The sequence below is a fragment of the Huintestinicola butyrica genome (assembly GCF_025567215.1).
Lineage (GTDB): Bacteria > Bacillota > Clostridia > Oscillospirales > Ruminococcaceae > Huintestinicola > Huintestinicola butyrica.
In genome coordinates, this window is record NZ_JAOQKB010000001.1 from 292,016 (window position 1) to 315,207 (window position 23,192).

Genomic DNA, 23,192 nt, shown 5'->3' on the forward strand with positions numbered 1-23,192 from the left:
TATACAATAAAAATAAAAAAATTGCAAATCCTCTTGACTAAATCCAAAAAAACTGCTATTCTTTTAAATAAGGAAGGAAATGTATATAAGCCCTTCCACGAACATCATGAAAGGATGGAATTATTATGCAAAAGACAACTATTATGCTCGCTACCATTAACGATGTAAAGAACTTTGTTTCAGAGGTTTCCATGTGCGATTACGACGTTGACCTCCTTTCCGGCAGATACGCAGTAGATGCTAAGTCGATCATGGGTATTTTCAGCCTCGACCTTTCCAAGCCCATCATTCTTGAGGCTCACACCGATGACGCTTCCGAGTTCTTCGCAAAGATCAAGCAGTACATCGTTGACTAATAGCTACCAAAAAACACAAGGCTGTTCCGAGCTTCGGAGCAGCCTTTTTTGTTGTTCTGTTATTTTATGAGCAAGCTGTGGTCTCGGCGGCAGTCGAGGATATGATCTACATAAACAGTGTCGTCCTGTATCTGATAAAATACAAGGTACCAATTTTCCACATACATTTTGTGATATTTGTTGGCAGGAATGCAGGTTTCATTAAAAAACGGAAAACGCTGCGGCATATGTTCCGGTGAACGCATTGCTGCTATAAGCTCTTTCTTTTTTTGCAGCTGCCGCTTCCTTGCTGACCTGTGCAATAAAGCGGATAGATGTTCCCAGCTCTCTTTTAACTCTGTCGGAAATAATGACGTTATATTTTTTGTCAGCCATTTTTAAACCTCTTTGATAATGTCATCGAGGTAGGCATTAAGCTCGTCAATGGTGCAGCCCTTTATTCCCGCCATGCGCTCTTCTTCGGCGGCAAGAAGCTCTTCACGCAGTTTCAGCATTTTTTTCCGTCGGCTGTAGGTCTCAATGTCCATGACCACAAGGTCGCCCTCTCCGTTTTTGGTAAGGAATACAGGTTCTGCCGTTTTGCGGCACATATCGGCTATTTCATTGTAATTCTGGCGTATTGCTGCTGACGGACGAATTATCATACTTACCCCTCCTGTTCGGTAGTAATATTCTGATTATATTATACTCTTTTTATACCATCAAGTCAACACATTTATAAGCGTTCGATGCTTAAAAATCCTTTCGCTCACAGTTGCAATATTCTCCGCAGTATGCTATAATAAAAGAATATTGTGATAATATCATACGGGAGAAAAGCAAATGATACTTTCAATGGAAAATATTTCAAAGATATATAACGGCAGGACTATCCTTGACAACGTTTCCCTCACTATCGAGGATAACGACAGGATAGGCCTTGTGGGAATAAACGGCTGCGGAAAATCAACCCTGCTGCGCATTATCACAGGCAAGGAGGAATATGAGTCCCAGCCTGAGCCAAATGTGCCTCACCTTGCCATAACAAGGGCTTCCACTGTGGGCTTTCTGGAGCAGAACTCAGGACTTGACCGCTCTTCAAAGGTCATGGACGAGATGATGTCCGTTTTCTCCGAGCTGCTTGCGGTTCAGGACGAGCTGAGACGACTTGAAGCCGAAATGGCACGCCCCGAGATACATGAGAATGAAAAGCATTTTAACGAGATAAGCGCCGAATATGCTCATAAAACGGCGTATTTTGAAGCAAACGAGGGCTATCTCATAAATGTGAAAATAAAAACAGTCCTTAACGGTATGGGCTTTCCGCCCGAGACCTATGACCGTGTTATTTCCACCCTCAGCGGCGGCGAGAAAACACGTCTTGCCATGGCAAAGCTGCTGCTGGAAAGCCCCCGCCTGCTTATCCTCGATGAGCCTACGAACCATCTGGATTTTGACACAATTATGTGGCTGGAGGACTACCTTCAGGACTACAAGGGCGCACTGCTCATAGTTTCCCATGACCGATATTTTCTTGACAAGCTTTGTACTTCGATCTGCGAGATAGAGCACACCCATCTGCGCCGCTGGAAGGGCAATTACACCAAGTTCACCGAGCTTAAAGCCGCCGACACCGAGCGCAGGATAAAGGAATATGAGGCTCAGCAGGCGGAGATAGCAAAGCTCCAGGATTTTGTTGACCGAAACATCGTCCGTGCCACCACTTCCGCCATGGCAAAGAGCCGTGTGAAGAAGCTTGAAGCCATGGAGATACTGGAAAAGCCAATCACATACGAGAAAAAGGCGAAGATAAAGTTTGAGTACGATTATGAGCCGCCCCTTGACGTGCTTTCGGTAAAGAATATCGACATCTGCGCAGGTGACAAGACCCTTGCGGATAACATCTCCTTTGATGTGCGCCGTGGGGACAAGATAGGTATTGTGGGCGCAAACGGCATAGGAAAATCCACTCTTTTGAAAATAATCCAGAAGAAAATGCCTGTGACACACGGCACTATCGAGTGGAACAAAAATATCAAGATATCCTACTTTGACCAGGAAAATTCTCAGCTGGATTTCAGCAAGACTGTCATTGACGAGATACACGACCGCCGCAGGGGCATGACCGAGCAGCAGGTGAGAAGTCTGCTGGGTCTGGTGAAGCTCACAGGCGAGAATGTTTTTAAAAAGGTGGGCGTTATAAGCGGCGGCGAGAGAGCAAAGCTTTGTTTTGCGATCATGATGCTTGAAAGAGGCAATGTGCTTATCCTTGACGAGCCTACCAACCACCTTGACATTGATGCAAAGGAAGTGCTTGAACAGGCGCTTTCCGACTACGAGGGCACTGTTATCCTGGTATCCCACGACCGCTATCTGCTTAGTAAGATTTGCGGCAGGATATTTGAGATAACTCCCGGCAAGCTGGAAGAGTTCAACGACGGCTTTGAGCAGTATCTCACTCAGAAGAGGGCGAGGGCGGAAGCCGCTCAGGCAGAGATCGCTGCGGCAAAGCAGGAAAACCTCCGCCGTGAGAATGAGGAAAAGAAAGCTGTTTCCTACCGTTCCAAGGAGCAGCGTGCAAGGGACGCAAAGCGCCGTGCAAGGATAAAGGAGCTGGAAAAGCTCATAGGTGAGCTGGAGACACAGATGGCGGCAGTTCAGCAGGAAATGGTCTCTCCCGAGGTAACGGGCGACTATGTTCTTATGAACGAAAAATGCGCTGAGTTTGAGAGCCTTAAAAAGCAGTCCTCCGATTACTCTGACGAGTGGCTGGAGCTGTGCGAGGAAGAGGAGAGTTTGAAGTAATGGGACCAAAGCATTACATCGTAATAAAGATCGAAGGCGAATATGCCACCCTTAAAGATACCGAAACAGGCGACGAGCTTTTCATCGCCATGGCTCTGCTGCCCGAGGAGACGGACATCGGCGTGAAGCTTTTGTGGGAAAATCTCACCTACACCGCAGAGTAAGGAGAAAATATGCTTGAAAATATAAAAGCAGTCATTTTTGATATTGACGGCACTCTTGCCGACAGCATGGGCGTGTGGTCCGAGTCGGACAGGATACTTCTCGGCAGGCGTGGAATACCATACACCGAGGAGGTGTCCTTTGCCCTAAAATCCATGCACTTTATGTCCGCCGTGACCTATCTCAAGAATCTGTATTCCCTGCCCGACAGCGAGGAAAGTATTGCCGAGGAAATAACGGACATCGTCCGTGACAAGTATTTTCATGAGGTAAAGCTCATGCCGTTCGTTCCCGAAATGATAGCGCATTTCAAGGCAAGTGGCATAAAAATGTGCGCCGCCACCTCCAACAGTCGGGAGCTGGCAGAGGGTGTGCTGGGGCACAACGGCATACTTGATGAGCTGGAGTTCATCATCACCTCCGATGAGGCAGGCTCCAGCAAGGAGGACCCGAAGATATTCCATATGTGTGCCGAAAAGCTGGGGACGGCTCCCGATGAAACGGCAGTTTTTGAGGATTCTCCCCATGCGGCAAAGACAGCTTTTGAAAACGGCTTTTACACTGTTGGCGTAAACAGCGGTCATTTCGGCGATTTTGACGCTCTGTCGGACTGCACCGATATACGCATAAACAGCTTTAAGGACTTATGCTAATTTCATAACAATGTGAAAGGCTTGATAAAATGGCACTTTACGGTTACAAGATATCAAATTTCACCAAGGCAAAAAAATATGCGGAGATAGAAGCACTGCTTGACAAGAAGCTGAAGGGCTTTGAAAAGCAAAGCTACGAGTTTGAAAAGGATGGTTCCGTCTGTCAGGACTATGTGCGCAAAAATGAAGACGGCACGGAAACAACGGTAACTCTTGCAAAAAACATTACCGAAAGCAGCATAGTGGTCTTTTCGGATATCCCGCTCAAATTCCTGAGAAACGGCGGCTGGTGCCTGCTCACTGCCGATATCCTGCCAATGCTTATATTTACGGCGCTGTACTGGTTCGGCATGAATTATATCGTGCAGCTTATTGCATGGGCGCCGACAGAGCAGTATATATCGTTCCTGCTTATTGCAGCTGTGATAATGCTGGGGGTCGATCTTATTGCCGCAAAGCTGCTTATGCGCAGGCGTTCACTGGCAAGGACCCTCTGGATAGAAACGGCGGGCATATTCTCGCTGCCCATATTTTTCTGGATACTTTTTAAAGTGTTTGCTCATGTTTCATTGATGCAGATGCTTAAAATGCTGCTGTATTCGCCGCTGCCCGTTATCATTATTTCGGGTGCGCTTACTTTTCTGATTTTGAAGCTTACGGGGAGGAAATGATTTGGATAAGAAAAAGGTCCTTGTGGGCATGAGCGGGGGAGTTGACAGCTCCGCTGCCGCACTTATTCTTAAAGAGCAGGGCTATGAGGTATGCGGCTGCACCCTCAGGCTCTATGATAATTCCGTGCTGGGGGAGGGCTATGCCGAGGGCGGCTGCTGTTCTCTTTCCGATGTTGATGACGCACGGAGCGTGTGCCGAAAAATAGGCGTCGACCACGTTACCCTTAATTTTACCGATGATTTTGCAAAGTACGTTATGAAGCCCTTTGCCGACAGCTATATAAACGGAGAGACCCCTAACCCCTGCATTGAGTGCAACAAGTACATGAAGTTCGGAACAATGCTCCGCAGGGCTGAGCTGCTGGGCTTTGACTACATCGCCACAGGTCATTACGCCGATGTGTGCTATGACAATAACAGGGGCAGATGGCTTCTGAAGCGTTCATCCGACCTGAGAAAGGATCAGACCTATGTGCTGTACTGCATGACCCAGCATCAGCTGGAGCACACACTTTTCCCGCTGTACGGCATGGAAAAAACAGACGTGCGCAGGCTTGCGGAGGAGCATGGACTGGTAAATTCCCACAAGCCCGACAGTCAGGACATCTGTTTTGTGCCTGACGGCGATTATGTTTCGTTCATCGAGCGATACACGGGCTACAAGCCTGTTTCGGGCGAATATGTTTTCTCTGACGGAAAGAGGGCAGGGGAGCACTCCGGCATCATCAACTACACCATAGGTCAGCGAAAGGGACTGGGAGTTACCTTCGGAAAGCCTGTTTTTGTAACGGACAAGGACCCATTGTCCAACACCGTTACTCTCGGTGATGAAGCGGAGCTTTTCCGCAGAACGCTTTTTCTTAGGGACTTTAACCTTATTATCGCCGATAAGCTTAGCGAGCCTATGAGAGTTACCGCAAAATCCCGCTATTCCGCCAAGGAGCAGAGCGCATTGCTTTATCCTGCCGAAAACGGCATTGTCCGCATTGAGTTTGACGATCCCGTCCGTGCCCCCGCAAAGGGTCAGGCGTGCGTTGTCTATGACGGCGATATTGTTGTCGGCGGTGGAGTTATTGCAAGGGTAGAATAATACTGATCACCAATAAAACTATAGACAAAAAATCATCGCATAATCCATATACGCAAGATTATGCTCAATTTTTTGTATAGTTTTTAATTGGTGCTTAGTGTAAAAAATCAAGCCGATGAAATTCGTTTTCATCGGCTTTGTGTTTTATTGGTATCAGTTCATTTCTTTGAGCATCTGCCTGTAGGGCAGGATCTCAAATCCCTTGCGCTCATAAAGTCTCTTTGCGTCAACATTTGACTCGGTGATCTCAAGGCGATATCTGGCAGCATCCGGAAAATCTTCCTTTATGCGGTCAAAAAGATCGCTGCCCAGTCCCTTTCCTCTGAAATCGGGGCGGATATAAAAGTCCTCTATCCAGATGACCTGTCCGCCTGCTTCCTGAGAATAGCTTACAGCCACGGCACAGAAGCCGCAGGTCTCGCAGTTGTCCTCGAAGATATATCCGTCAAAATATGTGCCGTCGTTTACCATGTGGTCAAACGCCTTTTCAAAGTTCTCTCTGGGAACGGGGTGGGTAACGGCGGAGGAATGATAGAACTCATCTGCCATTTCTATGTAAATTTCTTTGTCGCAGTTATCTATTTTTCTTATCATCAGTCAAGGTCATCCTTTACAAGTACATCAAGATCTGCAGCATATTCCGTTTCGGAAGCAAGCTGCTTGTCCGCCTGCTTTTTGTAGCGGTCAATGGCAATGGCAGCCTTGTTTACAGCGCACATGGTTCCTGCGCCCGCAACACAGCCGCCGGGGCAGCCCATACCCTCAAGAAGATAGCCGTTGTATTTGCCTGCACGGGCAAGCTGGAGCAGCTTTTTGCACTCGTGCAGTCCCTGAGCGGAGGCGATCTTTACATCACGGTCAGGCTCAAGGCGTTTTATCTCGGCAGCAACGGCATTTGCAACTCCGCCGCTTACCGCAAAGCCTCTTCCTGCGCCTGTACCCTTGTCAAGGGGAACAGCCTCGGAATCGGGGATATTTTCGATATCCACTTCCTTTGCGTCAAACATTCCCATAAGCTCCTCAAAGGTGAGAACAAAGTCAACATGGCTTCTGATAGTTCTTCGGCTGGCTTCCAGCTTCTTTGCGGAGCAGGGGCCGATGAATGCTATGCGGCAGTCGGGATCCTTTTTCTTTTCAAGGCGTGCTGTGAGCACCATAGGTGTCAGCGCCATGGAGATGTTCTTTGCAAGCTCGGGGAAAAGCTTCTTTGCCATTACCGACCAGGCAGGGCAGCATGATGTGGCAAGGAAATCCAGCTTGTCGGGCACATTGTCGATAAAGTCCTTGGCTTCCTCAACAGTGCAGAGGTCAGCGCCGACGGCTACCTCGACCACATCGGAAAAGCCCAGCTGCCTCATGGCATAGGTGAGCTTTTCGGGAGTGAGCTTTGCGCCGAACTGACCGTAGAATGCGGGAGCTACTATTGCAACGACCCTCTTGCCTGTCTTTATTGCGTGAATGAGCTGGAATATCTGAGCCTTGTCGGCGATAGCACCGAAAGGACAGTTAACAAGGCACATTCCGCAGGAAACGCATTTATCGTAATCTATCTTTGCTCTGCCGTGTTCATCGCTGCCGATAGCGTCCATACCGCAGGCTCTTGCGCAGGGGCGCTCTACTTTAAGGATAGCGTGATAGGGGCATACGTCCTTGCAGCGGCCGCACTTGATACATTTTTCGTTATCTATCTGCGACTTTCCGTGGCGGATAGAAATAGCCCCCTTGGGACAAACCTCCTTGCAGGGGTTTTCAAAGCAGCCCTGACAAACGTCCGTTACGTGGTAATGGAGGGTAGGGCAGGCGTTGCAGGCAAAGCTGATTATATTTATAAGAGGGGGATCATAATATTTTTCCGCAATGGCGCTTTCGTTAACGCCCTTGGATACGGGAGCATGCTCGCTGACACTTCTCAGAGGCAGACCCATAGCCAGTCTAAGACGTTCCTCGACGATCGCTCTTTCAAGAAAAATGGATTCACGGTGAGCCGCCACATCACCGGGGCAGATCTTATAGGGCAGATCTTCCATGCGTGAATAGTCTCCGCCCTCATAGGCAAGGCGTGCGACCTCGGTAAATACCTTGCGGCGCATATCGGTAACTGACGAGTAAATTCCTCTCATAAAAAACGACCCATCTTTCTCAGAATTTCATTTGTACTCTTATTTTACACTATATCGCAGGTGCTGTCAAGAAAGTAAGTATATGCTTACACTTACTCTTCATTTGTGAATCTGGCGATAAGGAACTTTATCTTCTTGCCCTCTTCGGAGAACATTCTTTCATGCTCGGTAACAAGATTATCGGGGAAGTTTTCAGCGTGCAGGTCACGGGTGAGATAGGTTATCTCGCAGCCCGCTTCGTTGAAATATTCCAGCGACTCCTCAAAAAGCTGGTCGTCATCGGTCTTGAAGCGAATCTCGCCCTCGGGCTTCAGAATAGTCTTATACTGCACCAGCTGGCGGGTGTGGGTAAGTCTGCGCTTGTTGTGCTTGCCCCTGTTCCAAGGGTTGCAGAAGTTTATGTATATCCTGTCCACGCTGTCCTCGGGAGCAAAGAACTTTGAGATATCGGCAATGTTCATTCTCAGCAGGATAACATTGTCGTGGGTGCGGTCCACAGCGCCGAACATACTTTCAATGGTGCGCCTGCCCACAGCCAGCATATCCGCCTTGATATCCGCAGCGATTATGTTGATGTCGGGATATTTCAGTGCGTGCTGAGCCGCAAAAACGCCCTTTCCGCAGCCAAGCTCAAGATAGAGGGGACGGCTGTTATCCGCAAAGGCTTGGTGCCATTTTCCTCTCATTTCCTCGGCGTTGTCTATGTAATAGTTACAGGCATCAAGCTCAGGGCGTGCCCACTTTTTTTTTCTTATTCTCATTTAAATATTTTTCCCCTTATTATTTTATCATCAGGAACGTGCCTGCGGTGATGAGGGCAGCTCCTGTAATGTTTTTTGCGTCAAATTTCTCATGCAGGAAGGCAAAAGCCAGTATCAGTGTTATTACCACGCTGAGCTTATCCACGGGAACTACCTTTGAAACGTCGCCTATCTGGATAGCCTTGTAGTAGCAAAGCCATGATGCGCCTGTTGCCAGACCCGAAAGTATAAGGAATATCCAGCTCTTTTTGTCAATGTCGGTTATGCCGTGCTGAGCGTTGGTGATGAAGACCATGCCCCATGCCATTATCAGCACCACAGCCGTCCTTATGGCAGTTGCGAGATTCGAGTTGACTCCGTCAATGCCCACCTTGGCAAGAATGGATGTCAGCGCTGCAAAAACAGCCGACAGCAACGCAAGAACGAACCACATAAAAAGCCATCTCCTATATTACAGGCAGCTGCGTACAATGCTCTGGAGCTTTCTTGTAAAGTCAGTGCAGCCTGTATTTGTCTGCTGGATGAAGAAAAGGAATGCAAGATCTTCGTCAGGATCAACGGAAAAATAGCAGCCCATCCAGCCGTCCCAGCCGTATTCTCCAGCACCTGCGTTGAAGCCAGCTTCCGCAGGGCTTGTGAGTACACGCATGAAGTTACCGTAGCCATGGCCTTTCATGCTGTCCCAGTCAAGGGTCTTCATCTGCTCGGGTGTAAGGCAGTTGGTGCGCATAAATTCCACGGTCTTTCTGCCCAGAATGTTCACACCGTTGTATGTACCGCTGCCCATGAGCATCTTCACAAATCTGGAGTAGTCGCCGATAGTGGAGACAAGACCTGCTCCGCCCGATTCAAATGCAGGCGGCTCCTTCTGGTCAAAAATGCAGAGGTTGTGACCTGTGTAAGGGAGATTTCCCTTTTCCGTGCGGTCATATACCTGAGCAAATCTGCCCTGCTTTTCGGCAGGAACATAGAAGCCCGTGTCCTCCATGCCCAGCGGTTCAAATATTTCCTGTTTCAGAAATTCGCTGAACTTCATTCCCGAAACAGCCTCGATAACAGCGCCCATAACATCGGCAGAAGCGCCGTACTGCCACTTTGCACCGGGAGTGAACGCCAACGGCTTTTTGCCCATTTCAAGAGCAAATTCACGGGTGTTCAGAAGCTTTCCGCCCTTTTCCCATGCGTCCGTCTGCTGACCCCACAGGCTGCCCATTTCCTGACCTGCCTTTGTGCCGTCGGGATAAAGAATGCCTGAGGTCATGTTCATAAGGTCGCCCAGAGTGATGTCACGCTTTGCGGGATATGTTCCGCTTTCGTCTGTTACCATAGGATTTTCAAAGGTGGGCAGGAACCACTTTACGGGATAGCGCAGCTCTATCTTTCCACGCTCCAGAAGCAGCATTGCGGCTGCACCGGTTATGGGCTTTGAGAGTGAGAACAGGCGAAAAATTTTATCCTCGTTCATGGGGATATTTTTCTCCTTGTCCGCCATGCCGAAGCTTTTGTTCCAGACAGTTTCGCCCTTGTAGATCACGGCAGCATTTGCGCCCGCAAAAACGTCCGCACCGATAAGCTCGCTTATGAGCGGCTCCATATATTTCAGCTTTTCAAACATAAAACAGCTTCCTTTACTGTGTATTTTCTTCCGTATCTTTTGCTTTGCAGAAAGCGGTGAAGGCAATGTCGGATTTTAAAATCTCCGCTGCGGAGATTGGGTCTGTCTCTCTGCCGTCAGCAGATGCGATAATTATACCGTCACAGCCACGGGCAATGTATTTCCATTCATCGTCCCTTGCAAGGGGAGCAGTCAGTATCATAACATCATACACCGTTGACATAAACTGTAAAAATTCGCTGTAAAATGGCGTGGAGAACACGGAGGCAGGCATGGGATTTGCCTTTGTCTCGGCGTAGATATCCACCCCACGGCGTGCGTTCAGCACAACCGATTCGGGAATAGTGCAGCTGCCTGCCGCAATATCTGAAAGACCGCCCTTGCCTGTTTTCTTGAAAAAGCTGCCAAGTGAGGGCTTTTTAGAGTTGCATTCGATTACCGCAGTCCTTTTGCCCAGCGACCCGAATGCGCAGGCAAGATATGATGCTGTTTTTACCGAGTAGGGTATCTTATCCGTCTCAGTTCTTGCAGATGATACCGCAATTATAAGAGGGGACTTCTGCTCGGAAAGCGCACGGGCAATGCGGATATATCCTGCCGCTTCCAATCCCTGAGGAGCAGAGGGCGCAAGCACGCCCAGATCAACTGCATCGTCATAGAATCTCTGAACTGCGCCGATGATAGGCACGGTTTTCTGAGGTTCGGGGCTTTTAACGGGTGGGATCGGCTGCGGAGAAACGGATTTCTCCGATTCAGCGGTCGGTTCGGTGCGAACAGGCTCAGTAGGAGCATTTTTATCATTTCCATGCTCAGATTCGCTTTTGTGTATTGTTTCCAATGTAATATCAGTGGCTGCGTCGGATTTTTTCTTTTTCAAAGCTTCCGCAATGCTCATGGCTGCATATACCGCCAACCCTCCCGCAATGCCTGCGGAAAAGCTTACGGGCAGCGACGGGAACTGAACGTTTTCTGCCATATCGCAGTAGGATATCACGTCAAATTCAGCTTTGCCCGATTTTACCGCATTGCCAAGGGCACTTGCCAGAATAACAGGTGCGTTGTCAGTCGATTTAAGTCCGCTGAGAACTATTTCCGCACCGCTTCCGAAAGGTTCAACGGACAGTGACCTTTCCAACTCATCGGCAGGTGAGCCCGACTGCTGTGCAGTCTTGTTCATATCAGCCGATATGGCATCTCTCAGCAGAGCTGTGCCGTCATTGCCGTCAGGAAAATAAACCAAAGAGCTTGCATTTTTCTGTGTCGGTGCCGATGCGAAGCACACAGCAGCCGTAATAACGGAAACTCCTGCTGCTGCCAGCAATGAATATTTAATTTTCCGCATTTTTTCAGCCATCTGTGCTATGCTCCTTGATATCAGAACTTTCTTCTTTTCTTTACACGTCTGTACTTTTTGCGCTTTTTCTTGGACGCTGCCACAATGATTATGTACAGGATAACAAGCACCGCTGTGATGATGAGCGCTGCCTTGAACCATATTGATGATGTGAACTGCTTTGCCTTATCAAAATTATAAGCCAGAGCGGAAAGGGTAACATCGTCCTGCGCCACCAGGTCAACGGTGCATATCTCCTCGCCCGAAAGTGTAAGGGTGTATGTGCCGAATTTCTGACCCTTTGCAACGGGAGCAGTAACTGTTCCGTCATCATTAAGCAGGCTGGGGTCAACGTTTATGGCCTCCTTGAGGCGGTTCGTATCCACGGTGGAGAGCCACATACAGCTGTAGTTATCAGCAGTAACAAGGCGGACAAAATCGCTGCTCTCGCCGAATTTTACCTGAAGCTCGGTTATCTCAATGCCTGCCTGAAGCAGCTGCTTGTACTCAAAATTCTCGAAAGCCCATTCGTACAGATTTTTGTGATCCTCATAATGGAGGTAAACTGCGTTTCCGTCAGCGTCATACATAGGGGAGCCCATGGTAACGAGCAGGTAGTTGTTTCCGTCACGGGAGCCCATGGTGATAAGGTTTCTGCCGGATTCATCAAGTGTTCCTGTCTTTATGCCCTTGGCATACTGGTAATAATAGCTGCTGGAACGGTTGAGCATACTGTTGGTGTGGTAAATGTGCGCCCAGCCAGCCTCATGGTAATTGGTGGGCTGCATATCGTATTCGGTGGCAGTGGCGATCTCAACGAACTTGGGGTAATTTTCCACCGCATACTGTGCGATAAGCGCCATATCAGCGGCATTTGTGTACTGGTCGGGGTCATAAAGACCGTGGGGATTTACAAAATGAGTGCCTGTGCAGCCTATCTCCTTAGCCTTTTCGTTCATCATGTCAACAAAGTTGGAGATGCTCTCGCCGCCAACGTGATATGCAAGGATACCTGCGGATTCACAGGCGGATTTCAGCAGCAGTGAATACATAAGGTCGGTAACGGTGACCTCCTCGCCACGCTCGATGCCAACGCTGGAAGCACCCTGTCCGTAAAGTTCATCAAAAACCACCAGCGGAGCCTCATAAACAGTATTGTCAAGATCCTCCACATTATCCAGCACGATAAGGGCTGTCATTATCTTTGTGAGGGAAGCGGGATACATCTTTTTGTTGGGGTTTTTCTCATAAACGGTAACGTCTTTATCGAGATTTATCATGACCGCAGCTTCACTGGAAATGGTGAAGTTGGGCGTAAACGTGATGGCTTCCGCCTTTGTGGGAAAAGCGGCGGATATCACGGAAAAAATCATTGCAGCGGTAACAAAGCACCAAAATATTCTGCTGCCGAACCTCGTCATTTTTATATCAATCCTTTCAGAACCAATTTGCCGATACATATTTATATTATACCAAATATATTTGTGAAATGGAAGAGCTTTTTGATATTTTAATAAATTTGTTACTATAGGAAGATATAATATACGGTCATAAAAAAGCGGCAGCATCTTGTGTTCGATGCTGCCGCAGTTATCACTTTACCTGTTCGGTAATATCGTCTTTCTTTTCATCGCTGCTGTTGTCATAGACTACAACGTCGTCCTCCTGCTCCTTGTGGTCAAGGTCGATGCCGAACTTGTCCTTTGCCTTTTTCTTCACCTTTGAGATAACAACGCCAATCACAGCACCCACAGCTACGACTATTCCCGCAACGATCTGTATGATGTAAGAGGTAGCGGAAACGTCGATATACGCATATGCGTTTATTGCCATCATCTGGGCAAACATTACCATTGCAACTATTGTGAATATGATCTTATAAGCTTTCATTTTTACAGAACCTTTCTATTATTTCTTTTGGCTTAATCTGGAGAGAATATATTTTCCGCCCACCTCGTCGCTCTTTCCCACATTGAAAAGGGAACGATCACGGGCTTCGGATATCTGCTCGGCAGAGAAGCAGTTTGTTTTCAGCAGCTTTTCGGCTGCTTCGGCCACTTCATCGGCAGATCTGCCTGTTACTTCAATGCCTATCTCGCTTCTGAGGGACAGGTCAATGGGAACTACGCCTATTTCCTTGTAGTCAGGGTTAATGACCTTCATGGGAGTGTTGACGAACATTACAGGCCGCAGTGTGGAAAAGCTGTATTCATATCCGATATTTGACCAGTCGGTAACAACGAGGGCCGCCTGATAAATAGATGTGTTTGAGGAAAAGTCGCTTTCGGTAATGACCTGAGGGTCGGAGGCGTACTGAGCTGAGATGCGCTTCCATTTGTCGGGATATCTTCTTATGTATTGGGGGTGGGGACGGATGATAACTTTATATCCGGTCGATTTCAGACCCTCGATAACAGGTTCAAGACAGCTGTCAAGAATGTTGTCCTTCTGGTGTGAAGGGGCTAAAAGAATAAAATCTCCCGATGCGATAGTCGGATCGGTGGAGCAGGTCTTGATAAGTCCGTCCATAAATCCGTAGCCGTAGGCAATGAGATTTTTGTGCGGCAGTCCGTAATGCTCTTCGGTGGCCTTCATTTCGTCGATTATATGCTGACCTGCGCAAAATACCGTATCAAAATGATCGACAGCTCCCTTTCGTGCCAGCATATTTATACTTGAAAGTCCGTGATCCATGTAAATATATTCCACGTCGCTGCTTACATAGCTGCGCTTTATGTGAAAATTGTCAAGGTCGGGCATTGTCATTACGACTATCTTTGCGTCCATTTTCAAAAACAGCGAGATAAGCTTGTTTTCACCGATAAAGTAGGGCTTTATCTGCTTTTGTTCCTTTGCAATGTCGAAAATAACATCGTTCGGGTCACTGGTCACATAGTGTATGGTGATGTTTGAGTGGGATATCAGATATTCTATCAGACCCTTGAAATACTTGTAGAAGCCGCTTTGCTCGGAGTAAAAAACAACGTGCTTGTTGGCAATGGAGAAGAAACGTTTGTAATCATCATGCTGACGCTTTTTCAGCTCACGGTCCATGCTCTTTTCGGAGCCTTCGATAGCTTCAAGCTTTTTCTTGCTCTCTTCCAGAGCGGCATAGTCGATGTATTTCTTGGGGCTTATCACTGCATTGAGAATATACATTTGAGCGATACTCATAAGATTGCTGAGTATCCAGTATGCTGCAACGCCTGCGCTTACAAAAAATCCCAGATACAGCGACAATGCAGTTGAGAGAGCCATCATGCCGTATTTGTTGAGCTTGCTCTGTTCCGCCTGCAGCGCCTGAGAGATATTCTGCGTGATACACATTATCATTGAGGAAACAGCTGCGATTATGGGAAACAGGTAATACAGCCCGCCTACGTCCTTAGAAACAAGGGAGAAGTCTATTCCGCAGGAAAGCATATCGCTGACCGTAAGTCCCGAGTACTCAGGCGTGCTTACGACCTCGATAACTCCCATAAGCAGGATAAGCTGAACTATAAGAGGGAAAACGCTTACAAGGGGATTATACTTTTCCTTTTTGTAAAGCTCCAGCGTTTTGGTGTTAATAAGGTCTTTGTCGCCGTAGCAGCTGTATTTTATGTTGTTTATCTCAGGGGTAAGCTTTACCAGCTTGATGCTGTTTTTATGTACTATTATGCTGAGGGGGAGGAGTATTATCTTTGTCAGCAGTGTAAACAATATCAGCGCCGCCAGATAATTGCCGTTGATGGAATAAACCAGACTGAACAGCCACCCCAGAAATTTTGAAAACCACTCCATTTAAATACATTCCTTTACAATTTTTGTTATCAGACTTTTGAGTGAATAATCAGAATATATTACCACCAGTAATCGGTTATGGGATATTTCGTCGGTTCAATGCCGCTAAAGTCCGTTTCCGAGTATCTGCCTGTATATTTGTATTCATCATAGCTGTTATATTCAGCGGAGCCTACGCCTTCGCATTTGGGAGCGGCAGGAAAGTCAGATGAGTATCCGAATATACGCAGTGTTCTTTCACGCTGCATATTTTCGTCTATCTCCATCAGTGAATATTCCAGCGGCTCATGTTCAAGGCCTATGCTGTCAAGAATTGTGGGGAGCAGGTCGGTCTGCAAATTGCCCGGAGCGGAATTTATCACCAGGTGATCGTTTGTCCTGCCTTGGGGCTTTACAAGCATTATGGGGGATGCGATGTCGATAGACGGCATACCGTGATCTGCTGTAAGGATTATGGTGCTGTTGTCATACACGCCTATCTCTTTGAGCTGGGAGATGTAATTTGTTAATATCTCCATGCAGCCTTCCTGGGCAGCGTTCATATCAATGTCCGCACGAGGCTCAAGGGAATTGCTGTGGACTGATATGTATGGTGTGTGCATTCCGTGGATATGCTGGAAAATGCAAAGCTTCTTGTCGGTAGTAGAAAGCCCCTTTGTAAGTGAGCTGTAATAGTCAAAATTATAGTAATCTATTCCTCTGCTTTTTGAGGACTGGGGTGACTGCTCCCAGTCACTGAGATCAATGTTCGCTGTGGCTGAATCGCTTGTGGTATATTGATTTACAAGGTACGAGTCGGTGACATAGAAAACATTTTTGAGGGAAAGGGGCAGGAACTTATATGCCGAGAGCCTTGCCAGAGAGAAATATGTGGGGATCTTTTTTGAAGTATATACTGCTGTGTACTTGCATACGTTGTCTATTTTTCCAAGCATATTTTCAGCGCCGCCTGAGTACTTGTCGCTGTCGGTATATAACCGCACAGCATATCCGTCGTCGTGCATACTGCTGTAGAAAAAGTTCGCTTCATCGCTTTCCCAGCAGTTTTTGCCTGATTCCACGAGACTTATCGTGTAGTCATGCTCGTGGGCGGTAAGAAGTGAGGGCATGGAAAAGGCTGTGTGAAGCACCTCGCTGTTTACGTCGTCAAAATAAATAAAGTCCGAAAGCGTATCATAATATTCGGGGTGATTTTCCAGCCATTCATCAAAAAAGCCTGAATAATAGGTATCCATTATAAAGACGATGACATTTTCGTTTGACGATACCTCATACTGTTCCGCACCGCTCAGGGTGTAGCCTGTTTTTTCACGTGATTGCTTTTCCGAAAGACCGTTAATCATCATATATGACAACGCAGAACCCTGCATGATGAGCAGCAGGCCTGTGGCAGCCGAGCAGATACGCAGTATGTTCTTCATGCTTTTATTGCAGCAGCAGTAGATAATGTAGGGGATAAGAACAATAATACCAAGCCATAACAGCAGGTTTATGATCGTTACCGTATTTGAGGCGTTTTCCTGAGCACCGTTGATAAATGTGCTGACGTTGAGGAAAGCATTCTGGATATATGAAATAACGCATAAAGCTGTGAGTATCATTGCTATAAAATCAAGATTTTTTCCCTTGATAAAATATGCAGCACCGCATGAAAGCAGTATGAGTATAGCCAAGATCATAAGAGACGGAGGCAGTATGTCCATAAATATGAATTTCCACTCGCTCATGTTGGCAAAATAGGTTTCATAAACGCCGTAAATGAAGTACATGAAAGTGAATGTGACAGCAGGAATGATGATGACCTTTAACCTCTGAAGATATGTTCTTTTGTCACTGTTATTTTCCCTGAATACCGAAACAGGGCTTCTGTATTGGTATGAAAGCGGTTTTGGAAGTGATGAAAGTGTAACGCTTTGGGGATCACCGCTTTTTTCGGATTTTATAAGCAGTATAACAAAAGCCGCCGCCTGAACGGCGAACGAGCAATAAAGCAATATCGCTGAAAGCAGTACAAGAAAACTGTTCAGCGCTATCAGGCATTCATTATCCAGTATTTCCGCATTTTCCATTGATGCGGTTATGTAAAAAATTACAAGCTGCACAAATGACCTTAGCAGGGGATATTTTTGTGCGCTTTTTATTTCTGAGTTGAATTTTAAGACATTCGATAATATTATAACGGCAAAGGATAAGAGAAACGGAACGAATCCCGCTATCAGGCTTATTTGCATAATTTATGACCTCTTTAAAAATGAAAGTGTATTTCCGTTTGAAAAACAATACCATTATACCATATTAAAAAATAAGTGTCAATATTGATGTCAAATAAATGTAATATTTCTGGCATATGCCAAAGCATATTACCACCAGTAATCGGTTATGGGATATTTCGTCGGCTCAATGCTGTTAAAATCCGTTTCCGAATATCTGCCTGTATATTTGTATTCATCAAAGCTGTTGTGTTGAGATGAACCGATAGCTTCACATTTCGGAACATCAGGGCAGTCAAACGAGTACCCTAATATTCTCAGTGTTCTTTCACGCTGCATATTTTCGTCCATCTCCATCAGTGAATATTCCAGCGGCTCATGTTCAAGCCCTATACTGTCAAGGATTGTGGGAAGCAGGTCGGTCTGCAAATTGCCCGGAGCGGAATTTATCGTCAGGCGGTCGTTTGTCCTGCCTTGGGGCTTTACAAGCATTATGGGTGAGGCGATGTCAATAGACGGCATACCGTGATCTGCCGTAAGGATTATGGTGCTGTTGTCATACACGCCTATCTCTTTGAGCTGGGAGATGTAATTTGTGAATATCTCCATGCAGCCTTCCTGAGCAACATTCATATCAATGTCCGCACGGGGTTCGACAAAGTTTCTGTGGACTGATATATATGGCGTGTGCATTCCGTGGATATGCTGGAAGATGCAAAGCTTCTTATTGGTGGTAGAAAGCCCATTCTTCAGTGAGTTGTAATAATCAAAGTTATAAAAGTCTATTCCTCTGCTTTTGGCTGTCTGGGAAGACTGTTCCCATTTGCTGAGGTCAAGATTATCCGCATCTGAACTGCTTGTAGTGTATTGATTTATAAGACATGAATCTGCAATATAGAAAATATTTTTCAGAGAAAGTGGCAGATATTTATATGCTGAAAGCTTTGTCAGCGATAAGTATGTCAGAAGTTTCTTTGAGGTGAATGTTGCCTTGTATTCATACACATTATCAATTTTGCCCAGCATATTTTCAGCGTCACCCGAATATTTGTCGTTGTCTGTATATAATCTTACTGTGTAGCCATTATCGTGCATACTGCTGTAAAAAAAGTTTGCTTCATCGCTGTTCCAGCAGTTTTTGTTTGATTCTATCAGACTTATGGTGTAGTCGGTTTCGTGCGCAGTCAGAAGTGAGGGCATAGATAATGCCGTGTGCAGTATTTCACTGTTTACATCGTCAAAATAAATAAAGTCCGAAAGCGTATCATAATATTCGGGGTGATTTTCCAGCCATTCATCAAAGAAGCCTGAATAATAGGTATCCATTATAAAGACGATGACGTTTTCGTTTGATGATACCTCGTACTGTTCCGCACCGCTCAGGGTGTAGCCTGTTTTTTCACGTGATTGCTTTTCCGAAAGACCGTTTATCATCATATACGACAGTGCAGAACCCTGCATAATAAGCAGCAGTCCTGTGGCAGCCGAGCAGATACGCAGTATGTTCTTCATACTTTTATTATAGCAGCAGTAGATAATATAGGGGACAAGAACAATAATACCAAGCCATAACAGCAGGTTTATGATTGTTAACGCAGCGGAGGCATTTTCCTGAGCACCGTTGATAAATGTGCTGACGTTGAGGAAAGCGTTCTGGATATATGAAATAACACATAAAGCTGTGAATATCATTGCTATAAAATCAAGATTTTTACCCTTGATAAAATATGCAGCACCGAATGAAAGAAGTATGAGTATAGCCAATATCATAAGAGACGGGGGAAGTATGTCCATAAATATGAATTTCCACTCGCTCATATTGGCAAAATAGGTTTCATAAACGCCGTAAATGAAGTACATGAAAGTGAATGTGACAGCAGGAATGATGATGACCTTTAACCTCTGAAGATATGTTCTTTTGTCACTGTTATTTTCCCTGAATACCGAAACAGGGCTTCTGTATTGGTATGAAAACAGCTTTGGGAGAGATGAAAGAGTGATGCTTTGGGGATTGTCGCTTTTTTTGTATCTGATAAGCAGCAGAACAAATGTTAACACCTGAATCGCAGATGACAAATAAAGCAATATTGACGATAACAATATAAGAAAATCAACAAGTGCTATTGTAGATTCAGTCTCCAGTATTTGACCATTTTTGACAGAGACAGTTACATAAAATATTGCAAATTGGATAGAAGACCTCAGAAGTGGGTGTTTCTGAGCATTTTTTATCTCTGCATTAAACTTTATGATGTTTAATGCTATTATAATGACGAATGAGATAAGAAAAGGTATATTGCCTATTGTTAAACTGATGTGCATAGATGATACCCCTTTTGTGTTAAAAAGTTAAAATTATCTCTATAAACAATTACAGCACATTATATCATAATACATAATAACTGTCAATATTGATGTCAAACAAATGTAATATATTTGCTTTCTGACAATTTGTTGTATATAGCATAAAGATCGTTTGTGATTGACACGCCCCTCAAAATATGCTATAATAAAACAAATCACATTTGGGAGAAATAAAATGAACGCTAAAACTATGTTTGGTATCCTTACATCGCTTGTTATGCTGGCAGGGACAGCCTGCGGAGCTGCTGACGGAACATCTGCTGAGGCTGACACCTCCGTGCAGGAGGACACCCTTTCCGCAAAGACCTTTACCGCAGACAGCTCCAACGTAAAGCTGCTGGGAAGAAATTACCTTGCCGATGACGGCACTCTCTGGGTAGTCCATTCCGCTTCGGGCGTGGAGTTCAGCTTTATGGGAACAAAGGCTTCCGTTACCATTGTGGGCGACAGCGGTGCTGGAACTGCTCAGAACAGCGGAAATGAAGCACGATTTGCAGTTTATGTAAACGGCAAGCTTACCATGGACGAGCTTGTTACAGAGCCTGAAAAGACCTACGAGATTTTCTCGTCAGATGCCGAGGCGGAGACGGTTGTCCGTATCATCAAGCTTTCCGAGTCCGCAAACAGCACCTTCGGCATAAAGAGCATTGACGCTGAATGCACAGGCGGCATACAGCCCACCGCTCCAAAGGACCTGAAGATCGAATTTATCGGCGACTCCATCACCTGCGGCTATGGCGTTGATGATGAGGTAAAGGAGCATCACTTCTCCACCGCTACCGAAAATGCCACAAAGACCTATGCTTTCAAAACAGCCGAAAATCTTGATGCTGACTGGAGCTTTGTTTCATTCAGCGGTCACGGAATAATCTCGGGCTACACCGATAACGGTCAGAAGCAGACCCAGCAGACCGTTCCGCCTTATTATGCAAAGCTTGGCAGGTCATACGGAAGCAAGAGCGGCGATTTCCTTGTTCAGGACAAGGACTGGGATTTCAACAGCTTCGTTCCCGATGTTATCGTTATAAACCTTGGCACAAACGATGACTCCTACTGCAAGGGCGACGATGAAAAGGCTATGGAATATGCGGAAGCATATGAACAGTTCATTGAAGAAGTCCGTTCTCACAACAGCGATGCACAGATAATCTGCACCCTTGGCATTATGGGCGACAGGCTTTATCCGTTCATCGAGTATGCCGTAAGCGAATACACCGAGAAAACAGGCGATACTAAGGTGAGCGCAATGAAGTTTGATGTCCAGAACCAGGCTGACGGCTATGCCGCTGACTGGCACCCCACCGAGGCTACTCACGAAAAGGCAGCTCAGAAGCTGACCGATGAGATAAAGTCTATACTTGGACTTTCATAATTATCAAAACATAAATAAAGGCTGAATATCATGCAACTTTAGAGTGCATGATATTCAGCCTTTTGTGTTATTTCAGTGTTATGTCACAGCCTTTTATACTTTCTCAGTTTTTTAATTTGTCGCTTTAAATTATAACACTTTTATATTAGTGTCTCAATGAGGCGATTTTCTGATCCAAATGCAAACAGCATCAAAGCATATTTTCCCTGCTTTGATGCTGAATTTTTATCCCTTTACCGCCCCTGCGATAACACCCTCGATGATGTACCGCTGGCAGAAAAGGTAAAACACTATTATTGGTATAATGGCAAGCACAAGCATTGCCATAAATCCGCCCCAGTTGACCGAGCCGTATGCGCCCTGCATTGCTATCTGTATTGCTACAGGCAGGGTCTTGTATCTGCTGCCGAGTATCAGGTAGGGGAGCAGATAATCGTTCCATATCCACATGGCGTTCAGAATGGCAACGGTTATGGCTGTGGGCTTGAGGATAGGGAAAACTATCCTGAAAAATGTCTGAACAGGGGTGCAGCCGTCTATCTCGGCGGCCTCCTCCAGCTCATAGGGTATGCTTTTCACGAAGCCCGAAAGCATAAACACCGACAGCCCCGAACCGAAGCCCAGATACGCTATAATTATTCCCAAAGGATTATTGAAGTGTATTTTCGTCACAACGTAGGTCATGGTGTACATTACCATCTGGAACGGTACTATCATTGAAAAGATGAACAGGCTGCTTATTATCCTGCTGACCTTTGAGCGCTCCCGCTCCAGATACCATGCGGTCATGGAGGTGAAAAACACGATTGCAGCCACGCTCAGGACTGTGATGAACACCGAGCGGCCGAATGAACCGATTATGCCTGCGCTTTGTATGCCTGTGCGGTAGTTTTCAAGCCCTGCAAAGGTGTCGGCAGTAGGGAAGCTGAAAGGGCTTCCCATGATGCTGAATTTGGTCTTGAACGAATTTAGGAACACCACAAAGATAGGGAACAGGAAAACTGCGGAAAGAAATATCAGCAGAATGAACGTTCCCACCCTGCTCTTTTTCATGACTGCACCTCCCTTCGGCTTGTGATCTTAAGCTGCACAAAGGCGATAACGGCTGTGATAGCAAAGAAAATGACCGCCTTTGCCTGACCTGCGCCCTGCCAGCCCGTTCTGCCGTAAAATGTGTTGTAGATATCCAGCGCCAGCATTGCCGTTTCACGTCCGGGAGCGCCTGCGGTGAGGGCAAGGTTCTGGTCAAAAAGCTTGAAGGAGTTTGTCAGCGTGAGGAACGTGCATATGGTCACAGAGGGCATCACCATGGGAATGGTTATTTTCCGCAGTATCTGCCCGTGGGAAGCGCCGTCAATTTCAGCTGCTTCGTTCAGGTCACGGGGGATATTCTGCAGTCCTGCGATATAAATGACCATCATATAGCCGATAAGCTGCCAGTTCGTGAGTATAACCAGTCCCCAGAAGCCGTATTCGGCTTTGAATGTGATATCCACGCCGAATATTGCCAGCACGCCGTTTATGATAAGGTTCCAGATATATCCCAGCACTATGCCGCCGATGAGGTTCGGCATAAAAAATATTGTTCGGAAAATGTTTGTGCCTTTTATGCCCTTGGTCAGCAGCAGAGCCAGCAGGAACGCAAAGACATTTACGGTTATGACCGATACGACGGTGAATTTTACCGTGAACCACAGTGCGTTTGTGAAATCGCTGTTGGAAAATGCCCGCCTGTAGTTGTCAAGTCCGCTCCATTTTGCGTTGCTCACCGTGGTAAATTTGCAGAAAGACAGCCATATTCCCATGATAAAGGGGATAATGAACGCCATTACAAACGCCGCAAAGGTCGGCAGGACGAACAGGGGAAAATATCTCGGAAGATTTTTCTTCATTGCAAAATCTCCTTTCAGTAATGTCG

The 23,192-nt window shown here is 46.3% G+C and carries 22 protein-coding genes; 7 read left to right on the forward strand and 15 right to left on the reverse strand.

The window, feature by feature from the left end:
• Positions 1–125 precede the first annotated feature (125 nt).
• Positions 126–356: an HPr family phosphocarrier protein gene (locus OCV68_RS01340; RefSeq protein WP_022473943.1), complete on the forward strand. Its 231-nt coding sequence runs from the start codon at positions 126–128 to the stop codon at positions 354–356.
• A 201-nt stretch (positions 357–557) separates the two neighbouring features.
• Here the strand turns inward: OCV68_RS01340 and OCV68_RS14660 are convergent, their stop codons facing one another.
• Positions 558–731 carry a hypothetical protein gene (locus tag OCV68_RS14660; RefSeq protein ID WP_317259192.1) on the reverse strand — a complete coding sequence of 58 codons (174 nt, stop codon included), beginning with the start codon at positions 729–731 and terminating at the stop codon, positions 558–560.
• Positions 732–733: 2 nt separating this feature from the next.
• Positions 734–1,000: a type II toxin-antitoxin system Phd/YefM family antitoxin gene (locus tag OCV68_RS01350; RefSeq protein ID WP_262570225.1), complete on the reverse strand. Its 267-nt coding sequence runs from the start codon at positions 998–1,000 to the stop codon at positions 734–736.
• A gap of 178 nt (positions 1,001–1,178) precedes the next feature.
• Between OCV68_RS01350 and OCV68_RS01355 the strand changes: the two genes are divergently transcribed.
• Genes OCV68_RS01355 through mnmA form a run of 5 tightly spaced genes read left to right on the forward strand, consistent with a single transcriptional unit; the run spans position 1,179 to position 5,716 of the window.
• Positions 1,179–3,140 carry an ABC-F family ATP-binding cassette domain-containing protein gene (locus OCV68_RS01355; protein ID WP_262570226.1) on the forward strand — a complete coding sequence of 654 codons (1,962 nt, stop codon included), beginning with the start codon at positions 1,179–1,181 and terminating at the stop codon, positions 3,138–3,140.
• The gene (locus tag OCV68_RS01360) at positions 3,140–3,304 is read left to right on the forward strand and encodes a hypothetical protein (RefSeq protein ID WP_022473947.1); all 165 of its coding nucleotides are present in this window, start codon (positions 3,140–3,142) and stop codon (positions 3,302–3,304) included. The genes OCV68_RS01355 and OCV68_RS01360 overlap by 1 nt, the downstream gene beginning before the upstream one ends.
• Positions 3,305–3,313: 9 nt before the next feature.
• Complete coding sequence (locus tag OCV68_RS01365; protein WP_262570227.1) at positions 3,314–3,955, forward strand: HAD family hydrolase; 642 nt, start codon at positions 3,314–3,316, stop codon at positions 3,953–3,955.
• Between the two features lie 29 nt (positions 3,956–3,984).
• Positions 3,985–4,626, forward strand: coding sequence for a hypothetical protein (locus OCV68_RS01370; RefSeq protein WP_022473949.1), 642 nt, complete (start codon positions 3,985–3,987; stop codon positions 4,624–4,626).
• 1 nt (position 4,627) lies between these two features.
• Complete coding sequence (gene mnmA / locus OCV68_RS01375) at positions 4,628–5,716, forward strand: tRNA 2-thiouridine(34) synthase MnmA (protein ID WP_262570228.1); 1,089 nt, start codon at positions 4,628–4,630, stop codon at positions 5,714–5,716.
• A gap of 153 nt (positions 5,717–5,869) precedes the next feature.
• On the opposite strand, the gene OCV68_RS01380 is transcribed toward mnmA, so the two are convergent.
• The 11 genes from OCV68_RS01380 to OCV68_RS01430 form a co-directional block, all read right to left on the reverse strand.
• Positions 5,870–6,310, reverse strand: a complete 441-nt coding sequence (locus tag OCV68_RS01380; RefSeq protein ID WP_262570229.1) for a GNAT family N-acetyltransferase — start codon at positions 6,308–6,310, stop codon at positions 5,870–5,872.
• Positions 6,310–7,836, reverse strand: coding sequence for a 4Fe-4S dicluster domain-containing protein (locus OCV68_RS01385; RefSeq protein WP_262570230.1), 1,527 nt, complete (start codon positions 7,834–7,836; stop codon positions 6,310–6,312). The genes OCV68_RS01380 and OCV68_RS01385 overlap by 1 nt, the downstream gene beginning before the upstream one ends.
• A 92-nt stretch (positions 7,837–7,928) precedes the next feature.
• Positions 7,929–8,597 (reverse strand): tRNA (guanosine(46)-N7)-methyltransferase TrmB, encoded by a 669-nt coding sequence (gene trmB, locus OCV68_RS01390; RefSeq protein ID WP_262570231.1) that lies wholly within the window; start codon positions 8,595–8,597, stop codon positions 7,929–7,931.
• A gap of 19 nt (positions 8,598–8,616) precedes the next feature.
• Positions 8,617–9,030 (reverse strand): EamA family transporter, encoded by a 414-nt coding sequence (locus OCV68_RS01395; RefSeq protein WP_262570232.1) that lies wholly within the window; start codon positions 9,028–9,030, stop codon positions 8,617–8,619.
• An 18-nt stretch (positions 9,031–9,048) separates the two neighbouring features.
• Complete coding sequence (locus tag OCV68_RS01400; RefSeq protein WP_262570234.1) at positions 9,049–10,212, reverse strand: serine hydrolase domain-containing protein; 1,164 nt, start codon at positions 10,210–10,212, stop codon at positions 9,049–9,051.
• 13 nt (positions 10,213–10,225) lie between these two features.
• A complete protein-coding gene (locus OCV68_RS01405) occupies positions 10,226–11,554 on the reverse strand; it encodes a tyrosine-protein kinase family protein (protein ID WP_262570235.1) in 1,329 nt (442 codons plus the stop codon).
• Positions 11,555–11,586: 32 nt separating this feature from the next.
• The gene (locus tag OCV68_RS01410) at positions 11,587–12,966 is read right to left on the reverse strand and encodes a D-alanyl-D-alanine carboxypeptidase family protein (protein ID WP_178086096.1); all 1,380 of its coding nucleotides are present in this window, start codon (positions 12,964–12,966) and stop codon (positions 11,587–11,589) included.
• 172 nt (positions 12,967–13,138) lie between these two features.
• On the reverse strand, positions 13,139–13,435 hold the full coding sequence (locus tag OCV68_RS01415; RefSeq protein WP_022474352.1) for a hypothetical protein: 297 nt from the start codon (positions 13,433–13,435) through the stop codon (positions 13,139–13,141).
• A gap of 18 nt (positions 13,436–13,453) precedes the next feature.
• A complete protein-coding gene (gene yidC / locus OCV68_RS01420; RefSeq protein ID WP_262570236.1) occupies positions 13,454–15,328 on the reverse strand; it encodes a membrane protein insertase YidC in 1,875 nt (624 codons plus the stop codon).
• Between the two features lie 59 nt (positions 15,329–15,387).
• Positions 15,388–17,430, reverse strand: a complete 2,043-nt coding sequence (locus OCV68_RS01425; protein WP_262570237.1) for a hypothetical protein — start codon at positions 17,428–17,430, stop codon at positions 15,388–15,390.
• Between the two features lie 258 nt (positions 17,431–17,688).
• Positions 17,689–19,596: a hypothetical protein gene (locus OCV68_RS01430; protein ID WP_262570238.1), complete on the reverse strand. Its 1,908-nt coding sequence runs from the start codon at positions 19,594–19,596 to the stop codon at positions 17,689–17,691.
• Positions 19,597–20,077: 481 nt separating this feature from the next.
• On the opposite strand from OCV68_RS01430, the gene OCV68_RS01435 reads away from it, so the two are divergent.
• A complete protein-coding gene (locus OCV68_RS01435; protein ID WP_262570240.1) occupies positions 20,078–21,274 on the forward strand; it encodes an SGNH/GDSL hydrolase family protein in 1,197 nt (398 codons plus the stop codon).
• 225 nt (positions 21,275–21,499) lie between these two features.
• Here the strand turns inward: OCV68_RS01435 and OCV68_RS01440 are convergent, their stop codons facing one another.
• On the reverse strand, positions 21,500–22,327 hold the full coding sequence (locus OCV68_RS01440; protein WP_262570241.1) for a carbohydrate ABC transporter permease: 828 nt from the start codon (positions 22,325–22,327) through the stop codon (positions 21,500–21,502).
• Positions 22,324–23,166, reverse strand: coding sequence for a carbohydrate ABC transporter permease (locus OCV68_RS01445; RefSeq protein ID WP_262570242.1), 843 nt, complete (start codon positions 23,164–23,166; stop codon positions 22,324–22,326). Before OCV68_RS01445 ends, OCV68_RS01440 begins: the two co-directional genes overlap by 4 nt.
• Between the last annotated feature and the right edge of the window lie 26 nt (positions 23,167–23,192).

Excerpts from the sequence above, each read along its gene's own strand:
- OCV68_RS01440 (WP_262570241.1), bottom strand. The coding sequence starts at position 22,327 with ATGAAAAAGAGCAGGGTGGGAACGTTCATTCTGCTGATATTTCTTTCC.
- OCV68_RS01380 (WP_262570229.1), bottom strand. The coding sequence starts at position 6,310 with ATGATAAGAAAAATAGATAACTGCGACAAAGAAATTTACATAGAAATG.
- OCV68_RS01395 (WP_262570232.1), bottom strand. The coding sequence starts at position 9,030 with ATGTGGTTCGTTCTTGCGTTGCTGTCGGCTGTTTTTGCAGCGCTGACA.
- OCV68_RS01400 (WP_262570234.1), bottom strand. The coding sequence starts at position 10,212 with ATGTTTGAAAAGCTGAAATATATGGAGCCGCTCATAAGCGAGCTTATC.
- OCV68_RS14660 (WP_317259192.1), bottom strand. The coding sequence starts at position 731 with ATGGCTGACAAAAAATATAACGTCATTATTTCCGACAGAGTTAAAAGA.
- OCV68_RS01340 (WP_022473943.1), top strand. The coding sequence starts at position 126 with ATGCAAAAGACAACTATTATGCTCGCTACCATTAACGATGTAAAGAAC.
- OCV68_RS01445 (WP_262570242.1), bottom strand. The coding sequence starts at position 23,166 with ATGAAGAAAAATCTTCCGAGATATTTTCCCCTGTTCGTCCTGCCGACC.
- OCV68_RS01370 (WP_022473949.1), top strand. The coding sequence starts at position 3,985 with ATGGCACTTTACGGTTACAAGATATCAAATTTCACCAAGGCAAAAAAA.
- OCV68_RS01360 (WP_022473947.1), top strand. The coding sequence starts at position 3,140 with ATGGGACCAAAGCATTACATCGTAATAAAGATCGAAGGCGAATATGCC.
- OCV68_RS01365 (WP_262570227.1), top strand. The coding sequence starts at position 3,314 with ATGCTTGAAAATATAAAAGCAGTCATTTTTGATATTGACGGCACTCTT.
- OCV68_RS01350 (WP_262570225.1), bottom strand. The coding sequence starts at position 1,000 with ATGATAATTCGTCCGTCAGCAGCAATACGCCAGAATTACAATGAAATA.
- OCV68_RS01415 (WP_022474352.1), bottom strand. The coding sequence starts at position 13,435 with ATGAAAGCTTATAAGATCATATTCACAATAGTTGCAATGGTAATGTTT.
- OCV68_RS01435 (WP_262570240.1), top strand. The coding sequence starts at position 20,078 with ATGAACGCTAAAACTATGTTTGGTATCCTTACATCGCTTGTTATGCTG.
- OCV68_RS01355 (WP_262570226.1), top strand. The coding sequence starts at position 1,179 with ATGATACTTTCAATGGAAAATATTTCAAAGATATATAACGGCAGGACT.
- yidC (WP_262570236.1), bottom strand. The coding sequence starts at position 15,328 with ATGGAGTGGTTTTCAAAATTTCTGGGGTGGCTGTTCAGTCTGGTTTAT.
- OCV68_RS01410 (WP_178086096.1), bottom strand. The coding sequence starts at position 12,966 with ATGACGAGGTTCGGCAGCAGAATATTTTGGTGCTTTGTTACCGCTGCA.
- OCV68_RS01405 (WP_262570235.1), bottom strand. The coding sequence starts at position 11,554 with ATGCGGAAAATTAAATATTCATTGCTGGCAGCAGCAGGAGTTTCCGTT.
- trmB (WP_262570231.1), bottom strand. The coding sequence starts at position 8,597 with ATGAGAATAAGAAAAAAAAAGTGGGCACGCCCTGAGCTTGATGCCTGT.
- OCV68_RS01385 (WP_262570230.1), bottom strand. The coding sequence starts at position 7,836 with ATGAGAGGAATTTACTCGTCAGTTACCGATATGCGCCGCAAGGTATTT.